The 12,198-nt window shown below is 41.3% G+C and carries 16 protein-coding genes and 1 tRNA gene; 3 read left to right on the top strand and 14 right to left on the bottom strand.

Translation table 11 applies throughout. The annotated features are described in order from the left end of the window. Window positions 1-17: 17 nt before the first annotated feature. From LY624_RS02440 to LY624_RS02430, 3 genes are read right to left on the bottom strand one after another with little or no spacing between them, the layout of a single operon-like run. Window positions 18-1,076 carry a succinylglutamate desuccinylase/aspartoacylase family protein gene (locus LY624_RS02440; protein WP_062567364.1) on the bottom strand — a complete coding sequence of 353 codons (1,059 nt, stop codon included), beginning with the start codon at window positions 1,074-1,076 and terminating at the stop codon, window positions 18-20. A 47-nt stretch (window positions 1,077-1,123) separates the two neighbouring features. Beyond that, window positions 1,124-2,029, bottom strand: coding sequence for a 30S ribosomal protein S6--L-glutamate ligase (rimK, locus tag LY624_RS02435; RefSeq protein ID WP_062567363.1), 906 nt, complete (start codon window positions 2,027-2,029; stop codon window positions 1,124-1,126). A gap of 57 nt (window positions 2,030-2,086) precedes the next feature. After that, a complete protein-coding gene (locus LY624_RS02430) occupies window positions 2,087-2,509 on the bottom strand; it encodes an ATP-dependent zinc protease family protein (RefSeq protein WP_062567362.1) in 423 nt (140 codons plus the stop codon). A gap of 148 nt (window positions 2,510-2,657) precedes the next feature. Between LY624_RS02430 and zntB the strand changes: the two genes are divergently transcribed. Next, window positions 2,658-3,629, top strand: coding sequence for a zinc transporter ZntB (zntB, locus tag LY624_RS02425; protein WP_062567361.1), 972 nt, complete (start codon window positions 2,658-2,660; stop codon window positions 3,627-3,629). 6 nt (window positions 3,630-3,635) lie between these two features. Here zntB and LY624_RS02420 read toward each other — a convergent pair whose 3' ends face one another. From LY624_RS02420 to LY624_RS02410, 3 genes are all read right to left on the bottom strand, one after another. Next, window positions 3,636-3,857, bottom strand: a complete 222-nt coding sequence (locus LY624_RS02420) for a Rho-binding antiterminator (protein WP_130151715.1) — start codon at window positions 3,855-3,857, stop codon at window positions 3,636-3,638. A gap of 158 nt (window positions 3,858-4,015) precedes the next feature. Beyond that, entirely contained in the window at window positions 4,016-4,675 is a 660-nt protein-coding gene (locus LY624_RS02415) for a DUF4198 domain-containing protein (RefSeq protein WP_341803791.1), read from the bottom strand. Between the two features lie 330 nt (window positions 4,676-5,005). After that, window positions 5,006-5,080, bottom strand: a tRNA-Arg gene (locus LY624_RS02410). A gap of 219 nt (window positions 5,081-5,299) precedes the next feature. Between LY624_RS02410 and LY624_RS02405 the strand changes: the two genes are divergently transcribed. After that, on the top strand, window positions 5,300-5,482 hold the full coding sequence (locus LY624_RS02405; RefSeq protein WP_062567358.1) for a hypothetical protein: 183 nt from the start codon (window positions 5,300-5,302) through the stop codon (window positions 5,480-5,482). Here the strand turns inward: LY624_RS02405 and LY624_RS02400 are convergent. Genes LY624_RS02400 through LY624_RS02390 form a run of 3 tightly spaced genes read right to left on the bottom strand, consistent with a single transcriptional unit; the run spans window position 5,479 to window position 7,188 of the window. After that, a complete protein-coding gene (locus LY624_RS02400) occupies window positions 5,479-6,285 on the bottom strand; it encodes a phosphotransferase (RefSeq protein WP_341803790.1) in 807 nt (268 codons plus the stop codon). The genes LY624_RS02405 and LY624_RS02400 overlap by 4 nt on opposite strands. Next, the gene (pnuC, locus tag LY624_RS02395) at window positions 6,285-6,908 is read right to left on the bottom strand and encodes a nicotinamide riboside transporter PnuC (RefSeq protein WP_341803789.1); all 624 of its coding nucleotides are present in this window, start codon (window positions 6,906-6,908) and stop codon (window positions 6,285-6,287) included. Before pnuC ends, LY624_RS02400 begins: the two co-directional genes overlap by 1 nt. 22 nt (window positions 6,909-6,930) lie before the next feature. Further along, the gene (locus LY624_RS02390; protein ID WP_130151711.1) at window positions 6,931-7,188 is read right to left on the bottom strand and encodes a YkoF family thiamine/hydroxymethylpyrimidine-binding protein; all 258 of its coding nucleotides are present in this window, start codon (window positions 7,186-7,188) and stop codon (window positions 6,931-6,933) included. A gap of 115 nt (window positions 7,189-7,303) precedes the next feature. Here LY624_RS02390 and LY624_RS02385 point away from each other — a divergent pair, with 115 nt between their 5' ends. Beyond that, window positions 7,304-7,543 carry a DUF2960 domain-containing protein gene (locus LY624_RS02385; protein WP_341803788.1) on the top strand — a complete coding sequence of 80 codons (240 nt, stop codon included), beginning with the start codon at window positions 7,304-7,306 and terminating at the stop codon, window positions 7,541-7,543. 8 nt (window positions 7,544-7,551) lie between these two features. Here LY624_RS02385 and alr read toward each other — a convergent pair whose 3' ends face one another. The 5 genes from alr to LY624_RS02360 all read right to left on the bottom strand — a co-directional run bounded on the left by alr (window position 7,552) and on the right by LY624_RS02360 (window position 12,119). Next, window positions 7,552-8,631: an alanine racemase gene (gene alr, locus LY624_RS02380; RefSeq protein WP_130151709.1), complete on the bottom strand. Its 1,080-nt coding sequence runs from the start codon at window positions 8,629-8,631 to the stop codon at window positions 7,552-7,554. Then, on the bottom strand, window positions 8,631-10,010 hold the full coding sequence (gene dnaB, locus LY624_RS02375; protein WP_062567352.1) for a replicative DNA helicase: 1,380 nt from the start codon (window positions 10,008-10,010) through the stop codon (window positions 8,631-8,633). Before dnaB ends, alr begins: the two co-directional genes overlap by 1 nt. 129 nt (window positions 10,011-10,139) lie before the next feature. Continuing rightward, window positions 10,140-11,081 carry a DUF4097 family beta strand repeat-containing protein gene (locus LY624_RS02370; RefSeq protein WP_341803787.1) on the bottom strand — a complete coding sequence of 314 codons (942 nt, stop codon included), beginning with the start codon at window positions 11,079-11,081 and terminating at the stop codon, window positions 10,140-10,142. 11 nt (window positions 11,082-11,092) lie between these two features. Continuing rightward, window positions 11,093-11,581, bottom strand: coding sequence for a hypothetical protein (locus LY624_RS02365; RefSeq protein ID WP_205989574.1), 489 nt, complete (start codon window positions 11,579-11,581; stop codon window positions 11,093-11,095). Continuing rightward, window positions 11,568-12,119 (bottom strand): RNA polymerase sigma factor, encoded by a 552-nt coding sequence (locus tag LY624_RS02360; protein WP_130151706.1) that lies wholly within the window; start codon window positions 12,117-12,119, stop codon window positions 11,568-11,570. The genes LY624_RS02365 and LY624_RS02360 overlap by 14 nt, the downstream gene beginning before the upstream one ends. Window positions 12,120-12,198 lie beyond the last annotated feature (79 nt).

Below are 12,198 nucleotides of genomic sequence, written 5' to 3'. Positions count from 1 at the left end.
TAAAAGATTAACAGCTATTAGTTATTAAGTTCAGCCGTTTTTAGCTCGTCTTCAATATCGCTTATTTCATCAATAAAGGTTTCGAGCTGTTGCTCTACAAGGCTATTCGCATGGGCAAAGTAGGCTAAATGAAACACTGCATCCCCTTCGTTTACAAGTGGCATCGTTTGCTGGCCAATAACAATACCACTGCGGGGTGCCAGTAGCTCAAGCTCAGCATCGCCTAATGGACTACTTATATAAGCGAGCACCTGCCCTTTCATCACTCGCTCACCAAGGGATACTTGCGCACGGACAATACCATCCACTTCGGCACGTATCCAGCTCGTCGAACTTGCAATCACTGGCTCAGGAAGCTTTTTAGCACGCTTGCCACGCACCATTTTTAAATGGCGCATAACATAATCAACCCCTTGCACGCCTGCGGCAATGGCAATTGGGTCAAAGCGCAGTGCCTCTCCCGCTTCATAAGTGATAACAGGAATGCCTAAATTGGCCGCTTCACTACGCAATGAGCCATTACGCAATGAGGCGTCAATCACTGCCGGCGTACCAAATGCTTTAGCCATAGCTGCAGTCTCGGGGTCACTTAAGTTGGCTCTGATCTGTGGCAAGTTAGTACGATGGATTGCGCCAGTATGTAAATCAATAATATGCGTACAATGCACTGCTACTTGAGTAAAAAACGCATTCGCCATACGCCCTGCTAACGAGCCTCGTGTTGAACCAGGAAAACTACGATTCATATCACGGCGGTCAGGTAAATAACGCGACTTATGGATAAAGCCAAATACATTCACAATCGGTACAGCAATAATGGTTCCACGCAATTGCTCTGGGTCGATTTTAGCAAGTAACTGTCTTACAACTTCAACCCCGTTTAACTCGTCACCATGAATTGCAGCACACACCATTAGCACAGGCCCTTGCTGCACTCCATTTACAACTTCAATCGGAATATTCAACGGTGAGTGGGTATAAAGCTTTGCAGCCTCAATCGAAAACGCTTTGCGTTCTCCAACCCCAACAGTATCACCCAAAATTGAAAACGGTGTATTTTTCTTAACCTTTGCCACGCACTGTTCCTTTTAATAGAGCGCTTATATCAATAGCAGGTAAAGGCCTAGCCTTTACCACGCGTTGCTGTTCTTTTTGATGCCGCTGTTTTTTCAATAAACTCGACAATCATGCCAGCAATGTCTTTACCTGTTGCAACTTCAATGCCTTCAAGGCCTGGTGACGAGTTTACTTCCATCACCAATGGACCACGTGCTGAGCGAAGTAAATCAACGCCCGCTACATTCAAGCCCATTGCTTTAGCTGCTGCAACAGCGGTTTTTCTTTCTTCTGGGGTAATACGAACCAAAGTCGCGCTACCACCACGGTGTAAGTTAGAACGGAATTCACCTTCTTGGGCTTGACGTTTCATCGCCGCAATCACTTTATCACCTAATACAAAACAGCGAATATCCGCACCGCCCGCTTCTTTGATGTACTCTTGCACCATGATATTGGCTTTTAAACCCATAAACGCTTCGATTACACTTTCTGCCGCTTTACGTGTTTCAGCTAATACCACGCCGATACCTTGTGTACCTTCAAGTAACTTGATTACAACAGGCGTACCACCTACCATGCTTAGTAAGTCTTTTACATCATCAGGTTTACTCGCAAACCCTGTTACTGGCATGCCTACGCCTTTACGTGACAATAGTTGTAATGAACGTAACTTATCTCGTGAGCGAGTAATTGCGACTGATTCGTTCACAGGGAATACACCCATCATTTCAAATTGGCGTAATACTGCGCAGCCATAAAAAGTCACTGATGAACCAATGCGCGGTACAATTGCATCAAAATCTTTTAAATTTTCACCGCGGTAATGTATTTCAGGTTGCTCTGAATTGATGTTCATATAACAACGTAGTGCATCAATCACTTTTACTTCATGACCACGCTGCTCAGCAGCTTCAATCAAGCGACGTGTTGAATATAAATTTTGGTTGCGTGATAAAATACCAAGTTTCATAGTTAAAAACCTTAACTGATAAACTCATACACGTAAAAACGTGTGATAAGTCCTTTTCTATAATAAATGAGATAAAGCCGGATCAACGACTATGCGGTTTTCCATTGCTGTACGCCCTAACAACATTCTAAACTTCATTGTTGAACGGTTACTTAAAGTCACCCTTACAGGCCAGCTTTGGTTTCCTGCGACTAATTTTGTTTCGATAAAGTAGCGAAGTTCGCGCTGACCACTTGAGCTGGTCACATACTTACGCTCAACAACTTTTGCGCGGCACTCTACTATTGTTTCTTCATCGTCTTGTAAAGGGTGGGTTGAAAATTTCACCCAGTTCTCACCATTTTCTGAAAACTCTTCAACATCAAAAGCATGAATACACGAAGTACGCGCACCAGTGTCCACTTTCGCTTTGATCTTATCAATTCCCAGTTCAGGTAAGCTCAACCATTCGCGCCAGCCAACAATAATTTTTGCAGTCATTAATGTGCCCTCTATAAAAAAGTGTCTTATACGCTACAGAGCTAGAAACACCAACGAAATATATTTATCCCCTCGATAAATCGATTTAATTGACGTAGGCTAAACTATAATCAACTATATCGCACTATTTGTAAAACGAGAGTTCAATATGATCAATGGGTTACTTCATGTCTTAATTTTAGACGAGCAAGGCGGTGCGCGTGCTATTGACAATAGTACTGAGCTGCAAAATTGGCAACCCGAACACGGAAAACTTTGGGTTCATATGGATTATAGTCAGCCTGAGGCGATTCAGTGGCTTGAAAGCAGTAATCTATTAACTGATTACGAATTAGCATCATTGACAGCAGATGAGACACGCCCGCGCCTGACTAAAGTTACCAATGGCACTATGCTATTTTTGCGTGGCGTTAATCTAAATCCTGCGCAAAGCCCTGAAGACATGGTGTCTTTACGTTTATTCATTAATGAAAACATCATAGTGACAACTCGCAAACGTCGTTTGCTCTCTGTACAAGATGTTGTTGCGTCATTTAATGATAGTAACGGCCCCTGTTCAATCTCTGAATTAGTGTGTGATTTGGCACAAAATTTAACATCACGCATGCAAGGTGTGATTGATAGTCTTGATGACACGTTAGATATTTTTGAAGATGAAATTGACGAACCAAATAAAGGCTTTGATAACCAAGCGTTAGCGCAAATGCGTCGCCAAACCATTGCTCTAAAACGCTATTTAAGGCCACAAAAAGAAGCCCTTATCACTTTATTAAACAATAAGTACAAGTGGTTAGATGAAGATGATAAAGCACGTTTAAACGAAACAACCAACATGTTAATTCGCTTTTTAGAAGAGCTAGACAGCTCAATTGAGCGCGCGCAAATCATTCAACAAACTATTGCTAATCAAGTGTCTGAGCAACTTAATCAACGTATGTATGTGATGTCGGTTGTCGCGGCACTTTTCTTGCCACTGGGCTTTTTAACAGGCTTATTAGGTGTGAATGTTGGCGGTATACCAGGTACTGAAAACCCCTATGCATTCAGCGTATTTTTAATATTTTTAGTCGTGCTTACTGTCGGTATTGGCATTTACTTTAAAAATAAAAAGTGGCTCTAACTAGGGTTAAACAACAACTACTGAAGTAATTAAATCAAGGCGAACGTTATGTTCGCCTTTTGCAGTTGTAATAATTAAGTGTTCACCATCGGGGTGTATTATTTTCAAATTTACTGCTTTGCCCTGAAGCTGCTCACCAGAATCTAATGTGATCAACAACTCAGCGTTTTGCATACACCAAAGCTCATATTGATCGTAGTCAGCACAAGGTATTGGACTATAAGTCATATTTTTATCTTTAAAAGAATACAAGTTCGACTAGTGTAGAAAATAATAACAGTATCAGCAAACCACATTCTCACTCACAAGCTAGCCGACTATTTGACTTAGGTAGCCAAAATTAAAGAGCTAACTAGTAAGTTTAAAATGCGTATCACATTTTAAAGTTAATCAACTCGAAAACTAATCGTTACAATATTATACGTGCTATCAACCTGATTACCGGCAACGACAGCCTTTCCTTCAACAGGGTAATCACTGGAAATAATATAGGTTCCTTTCTCTTTATTGGTAACAGTTAATTGCCCTTTTTTATCGGTTGTTATTTTTAATTGCTGGCTAGGTGTTTGCACTAATACAGCATGATCAGCAACAGGGTTATTTTTATAAACAAGTGTAAAGGTGTTCCCGTTTGCTTTGCTTGGCACGAACTCAAGCTCTTGTTTAGCTTTGGTATCTTGACGGCCAGCCTTAGCAAAAAGCTTAGCCGCTTGGAGCTTATCCGCCTCTTGTTCTGAGGTTTTCTCCATTTTCCAAGGTTCCCATAAATCATCTATGAAAGCTCTTACATCACCTTGCTCTTTTACCTCAGCTAACCAATAGTTTTGGTGTTGAGTAAGCGCTAAAGTCGACTGACTATCATTAACAAATACCTGTGCATTTTTTAGCCTTGCAATAATATCGCCAGATTCAGGTTCACCTGGCTCTCCTAAATACAGTTTTATATCATCGCCTTTTGCAGACTTTACCAACCAAACTTCATGTGCATTTGCAAAACTACTGCCGATAAGTGCAGTAATAAAAAGTAAATTCTTTAAGCAGTTCATTAAGTTTCCTTTTAAGCTTTAATGGTGTGTCTATCAACATAAAACGCAGTTTGAAATCAACAGTACAAGAGAAACTAAGTACACTTGCGTATAGCTATGCCGAAACAAGGTTAACAATAATGATTATCAATTAAACTTGCAATTAAAAAGGAAATTTAAAGTATTTTAAGTAACAGACTTAAACGCAGGAACATAAAATACAAATAAGTTTAATGAATTACTTATAAGGGATGATGTTTGAACAGGCTTAAATATGCAGCTTTACTATCGTAAGTAAGTAGTTTGATGGAGGAATGATAAGTTTAAAAAGGAAATAAATAGCGGAGCAAATGGCGCTCTCGGCAGGGATCGAACCTGCAACTTAGCCTCCGGAGGGCCACGTGATATCCATTTCACCACGAGAGCACATTTGTCGTCATCAATACTGACTCGCGATATCAGTATGACAACTCGGCAATGATAATGGCATCTTGCCTTAAATGCTAGCATCTAAAGCCCTATATGCTTATAAATTCAGCAAATTGCATTAAAACACTTCACATTCGGGCAGAACCACGGTATTAACGTATACTTAATAAATTAAATAACAAATGGCACTCATTGCCGTGTAAGGGGAATTTGAATATGAGTTTAATGTCTACAGAGCAAGTTGCAGAATTTTTAGGTGTAAAAGTCGAACGTGTTAAACGACTTGCTCGCGAGCATTTACTAATCTCGAAATCACAAGATGACAAAGGTGAGCCTTTATTTGAACCAGAAGATGTAAAAAAGTATAAAGAACTCGCCGAGCGAATTGGCGGCCTTTAATTTTTTACTTCCTTAATAAAGTGGTTAAGCTGTGTAAGCAGTGGCGCCACTTTATCCATTGCACCGCGTTGTTCATACCAACAAATACACAATAGTAAAAATACAGCATGAAACGCAGCGAGCTTTTCAAGCGATAAGCTGAATTCACGGTGTTCGCACACAAGTGATTGGTAGTTTTTAAGTAACTGCAGTTGCTGCGAATCATTGAGTCCAAAACTCACCACCAGCGCAGCCAAGTCAAAATAAACATCATTACTTTTGGCATATTCAAAGTCGATTAAAAACATACCCGTCTCATTCACAATGATATTTTCTTTCACTAAATCATTATGACAAAAACCCATGTCTTTAGGCGCTGAAGCAATATAAGCCAGAGACTGCTTAATTAACTCAGCATGTTGCTGATAACGCGCTGTTTGCTGGTAGTAATTAATTTCGTAGGCAATATCCATCGGCTCGGTTAGCACAGGATAACGATGTAAATTAACTAAGTCGGGCAATAAGCTACTACAAAAATCACCGCTGGCAATGCTGCCTGCCACGTATTCGAAAATAGCCGTATCGGTTGCTTGCTCTAACCAAAGTGGGGCTGGGCAGCAGCTTTGCTTTGCAAAATGCCCTTGCGCTGCAAGGCCTATCGCCGGCCAGTGGTCGCGATAGTGCTTAACCAAAAAATCTTGGCTTGCTGTTTTAACTAGGTAGTTATCATTGCTTAGCCCCTCAACCAGCGGGCTGATTGAAGTAATAACTAAACGTGAGTTAAAGCGCGTAAATAGCGCATGAATTTGTTGCTCTGTTTTCATTATAGCTGTGCAAGTGGCTTAGCTTGATGTTGCTCGTATTCTTCATACCAAGTTTTAAAGCCCCACGCCGCCATAACCGTATAAAAAACAAATAAAACGAGTGTTGGGTAATACCCTTTTTCAAAGTACAGGTACATTGATGCAGCATCAATCACAATCCAGTATAACCAATTTTCGAGCACCTTTTTAGCAACCAAATAAGTCGTAACAACAGCAAAACAGGTTGTAAAACTATCAAGGTAGGCAAAATCAGCATGGGTATAATTAGCCATTACAAAGCCAATAATCACTGAAATTAATGAGGTTAAAAGCAAGATAACAGCATGTTTTTTTAACGACCATGAAATAATCGGAAGATGATCTTTATTATTCATCCCTCGACGCCAGACCATCCACCCATATACCGCCATATACATGTAATAAAAATTAAGTAGCGACTCCATCAAAAGAGCGCCATTCCAATACATTACGGTATAAATAAAGGTACTTATAAAAGCGGCGGGCCAGCACCACAGGCTTTCTTTAATCGCAAGTAGTAAATACGCCATTGACAGTGCAACTGCAATATATTCCCAAAGAGACATCGCAGTAAATCCTGCAAACGTGTCTGTCAAAAAATCCATGCTTTACTGTAACCTTGTGGTATTAATCATCGCTAGGCGATAAATCGCCATGTAAAAACTTACACACAAAAATCGCTTTACCAAACTCTTCATAAGAACGTTTGATTTCAGTATTCAATACAGACATCACTAAATCATAATCACCGAAAATCTGGGTAGACAAGGTATTGGTGATTACTTTAAGCCCTTCATAACTGTTTACACGGTCAATAAAACCTTTGATAAATGGAATGTAGTCTTGATGTAGTGGGTACTTACTGATCTCTACTGAAAGTTTCATTATGAGTTACCGAGTCTTTGAAAAGTATGGCATTGTAACCCGCTTATACTAACAAGTCATGGCTATGGCTAGTTTTTAGTGTAAAATCAGCCCCGATAAACTTTGAGGATTCATAATGGCACGCCGCATCACTTACAAATTTAAAAACCAACCTCGCGAAATCAATTTTGCTAAAGATAAATACCGCGATATGTACCATGCGATTGCAGCGGCTGAAGGTATTGATTTAACAAGTTATTTAAAAATGGAGCAGCAAGTCGAAATGACTTCAAAAGGCTCCTCAGCAGTGCGTAACTTTCGTGATCAAGAGTTTGCACGAATGGGGTTTACCGACGTGTATTTCATTAAAGAGTAACTACAAGGTTACTCTTGATACTCGTAGCTTACGCGTGGGGTAATATTACAGAGTAACTCATAAGGAATGGTTGTCGCGCACTGGGCAACTTCTTCAACGGGAAGCTCAGGCCCCCACATGATCACTTCATCACCCACTTTGATATTGTCGAGGTTATCACCAATATCAACCGTGATCATATCCATCGCCACACTGCCAACAATGCCGTAACGTTGTGATTTAATAACGACCGGTGTGCCCTGCTCTGCGTGTCGTGGATAACCATCACCATACCCCATCGCGACCACAGCAAGCTTGGTTGGTTTATCGCTGTGCCAACGACCGCCATAACCAACACACTGATTCGCGTCAACATCACGAATCGCAATAACACGGGTTTTTAAACGCATCACAGGTTCTAAGCCATGTTGTTGACCAATACTATTTAGCATAGGCGACACCCCATACAGCATCAGCCCTGGTCGAACCCAGTCACCATGTCCGTTAGGCCATGCGATAATGCCTGCGGAGTTTGCCAAGCAATGACGCTGACCTTTTCCTGCAACCAAGCCATCAAACAAAGCAATCTGCTGCGCAGTTTTATCATCGTTAATATCATCAGCACATGAAAAATGAGTCATCAACTTAATGTTATTGTGCGCATTTTTACTGGCTTTTAGGCGGCTATAAAACCCTTCAAACTGTGACGGTGAAATACCTAAACGATGCATGCCGGTATTCACTTTTAACCAACAAGCAATAGGCGCATCTAACTGTGCTTCTTCAAGCACTTTTAGCTGATTTTCATCATGAATAATGGTTTGAAAATTATTCGCTAAAAGAATGGGTAAATCATCTTTATGAAAAAAGCCTTCAAGCAACACTATAGGTTTTGTCAATCCACCGGCACGAAGCGCTAGCGCTTCGTCAATGCGTGCAACCGCAAATGCATCCGCATCATTTAAGTATTGGGCGATTTTAACTAAGCCATGACCATAAGCATTCGCTTTTAATACAGCCATTACTTTGCAATCAGGTGCAAAGCGCTTCACCTGTGCTAAATTGTGAGCAAGCGCTTTTAGGTTAATTTCAGCAATGGCTAAACGCATTAATATTCATCATCCATTGCAGGACCCGCGTAGTTATCAAAACGCGAGAATTGACCTTGGAAGGTTAAACGTACTTTACCGATCGGGCCGTTACGTTGCTTACCTATGATGATTTCGGCCACGCCTTTTTCTGTACTGTCTTCGTTATATACTTCATCACGGTAAATAAACATGATTAAGTCGGCATCCTGCTCGATTGAGCCCGATTCACGTAAGTCGGAGTTGATTGGGCGTTTATCGGCACGTTGCTCTAGGGTACGGTTAAGCTGCGATAGTGCAATAACCGGACATTGCAGTTCTTTTGCCAGTGCTTTTAATGAACGTGAGATTTCAGCAATCTCTAAGGTACGGTTATCCGACAAGCTTGGCACACGCATTAACTGCAAGTAATCGACCATGATCATACTAATACCGCCATGGTCTCGAGCAATACGGCGCGCACGCGAGCGCACATCCGTTGGAGTTAGGCCCGATGCATCATCAACATACATCTTACCTTTTTCCATTAACAAGCCCATGGTTGACGACAGACGCGCCCAATCGTCGTCATCAAGCTGACCGGTACGAACCTTAGTTTGATTAATTCGGCCTAGCGATGCCAGCATCCTCATCATGATTTGCTCTGACGGCATCTCTAGTGAGTAAATAAGTACTGGCTTATCTTGTGTCATTGCAGCGTGTTCCGCTAAGTTCATCGCAAAGGTGGTTTTACCCATCGATGGACGTGCCGCCACGATAATAAGGTCTGAAGGCTGCATACCCGCCGTCATTTTATCTAGATCGGCATACCCCGTACTAACACCCGTTACACCATCTTGCGGCGACTGGTAAAGCTCTTCAATCTTATCAACAGTTTTTTCTAGAATGCTGTGTAAGCTCTGTGGGCCTTCAGTGCTTTTTGTACGCTGCTCGGCAATTTTGAATACTTTACTTTCAGCGAAGTCGAGTAAGTCATGGCTGGTACGCCCTTCTGGGCTAAAACCGGCTTCGGCAATTTCGTTTGCAACACCAATCATTTCACGGATAACAGCACGCTCACGCACGATATTCGCGTAAGCATCAATGTTTGCCGCACTTGGTGTGTTCTTCGCTATTTCAGCAAGGTAGGCGAAACCACCTATACTGCTTAACTGATTGTTTTTTTCTAAATTTTCAGAAATAGTGATTAAGTCAATCGGATCACCACCTTCAGCAAGGCTCACCATAGCTTCAAAAATCAGCTTATGGGTGCGGGTATAAAAATCCTGTGCAACCACTAACTCAGCAACACGGTCAAACGCTTGATTATCAAGCATTAAACCACCTAAAACAGATTGCTCAGCTTCTATTGAATGGGGAGGGACTTTTAAGGTATCGACTTGCTTATCTGGTTTGGCCATAACATCACAAAACTAAAATTGAATGGCTCTATTCTATCGACTTGCAAAGGCTGTGCAAATAGTAAAGCGGGAAAACTTCCCGCTTTATTGTAATTGAGTGAAATATTGTAATTGAGTGAACTGTAATCGTTATTTCTGTTTACGAAGTTCAATACGCCCGCTAATGGTATCCATTTCAATATCAGCATCCCCACCGTTAATACTAAATTCTAAATCGCTAGATGGGCCGTATTTCGCTTTAGTCGCTTTGTCACTACTGAGCTCATTTACAATTTTACCGTTAGCATGCGCTTCAATTTCAAACTTTGCCGATACATCAGTTGGGAAGTAAAACTCCGCATCACCACTAACTGATTCAAAACGAATATTAGCATCTTCAAGCAGCTTATTGATGTGAACTTCTGCTTCACCGTTTACGGTATTGATACGCAGCTTTTTAATTGCATCAAAAGCAAAGTCGATATCACCGTTTACGTTTTCAAGACGCACATCTTGCGCTTTGGTCTTTGACTTAATGTCGCCATTCACCGCGGTAAAACGTAAAGCACCTAGCGAGTTTTTATCGTTAATTTCGCCATTGACGGTTTCAAAGCGAATATCTCCGTTCAGGTCATGAGCATTTACATCCCCATTGACCGTTTCAAAGCTCATGTTGCCACTTATATTGTGCACTGTAATATCGCCATTGACGGTATCGATCTCAGCGCCCGCTTCAAGCTCTTTGGCACTGACCGTTACATTCACCCCAGCAAACTCAAGCTCACTGCTTTTTGGCATGTAAATAGTTAAACGAGAGCCATCGCCGCTATTCCAACCACTTAAGTTACGCGGCATTTTTACGATAAATTCAACACGGCTGCCTTCAACCTCTAAACGATAACCTTGTGCTTTATCGTCAAGCTCACCTTCGATTTTAAGTTGTGGTTTATCCCACCCTTCAATGCGCACATCACCACGTTGGTTTTCAATAAAAATGCGTTTATTTGCAGGTACATCAATTTGTTCATTAATGGTTTGTCCTGCCATTGCCATCAGTGGCAGTAATCCTAATGTTAAGACTAGTAATTTCATAATTGTTACTCCTAAATCGTTTGCCACTTCGGTGCATGCACCTTGTTAATTAAATCTAATTGTTGCTGATAAACCTGCGATAGCATTTGTAATAAAGCAGGGTTTTCTGGTTCATTCTCGAGAGCCTGCTTGATGGCACTCTCAGCTTCTTCTAACTCTTTTAACTGTTGCTGCCAGTTATCTGTTAATGCAGGTTGGTTTTGATACTGCACTAATAAACCTTGCTTTTGCTTAGTAAAATAATTGCTCATTGCCATCATGCTGTTTGACTCACCGTGTTGGCCTACAAAAAGCTGCACAGTTAAAAGTGCTGCAATACAACAAGCGGCAACAGCAGCGAGCTTATTCCAGCCATGCGTTGGCTTATCTGATTGCTGCGTTTGCGGCCTTGCAATTGCTCGCTCAATACCCTGCCAGAGATCTTTTTCTGGACCAATATCTTGCTTTTGATTAAGCGAGTCATTTAAAAATTGTTCAAATTCTGGCTTACTCATTTTCATACCACTCTTTTAATAACTGCCTTGCACGGTGAAATTGCGATTTACTTGAACCGACTGCCATATCAAGCATGCTTGCTATTTCTTCATGGCGATAGCCTTCAATAGCATGGAGCACAAAAACCATACGTGCTCGCTCAGGTAGTCTCAGCACTAATTTATCGAGACCATTAAAACCGTTGCAATCAGCTGCACTTTGCTCATCCATACCGCTTTGCTCAAAACTCACTACTTTCTGAAACCAGCTTTTGTGTTTGCGAATATAGCTAATCGCAATATTACTGGTGACACTGTGTAACCATGTTGAAAACTGTGAACGCCCATCAAAGTTCGCTATTTTGTGCCATAACTGCACAAACACTTCTTGTGTTGCATCTTCGGCGTGCTCTTTATCTGCAAGTAATCGCAAACAAAGGCTATAAACCCGCTTCACATGCAACTCATAAAGTGTTGCATAAGCACCTTGATCACCGCTTTTAACGCGTTCAATTAAGGCATGCTCACTTTGCTGGACGAACGCTTGTTCTGCATCTATCAACATCCTGGATGTCGTCCTTTATGATTATTATTGTGAATTTAGTGTATTAGACGTAAGGGGAGATTCAAAAGGTTTAAATGAA

Origin of the sequence: Pseudoalteromonas sp. N1230-9 (assembly GCF_032716425.1) — a bacterium.
Lineage (GTDB): Bacteria > Pseudomonadota > Gammaproteobacteria > Enterobacterales > Alteromonadaceae > Pseudoalteromonas.
This window is presented reverse-complemented; position numbering and strand designations above follow the sequence as displayed.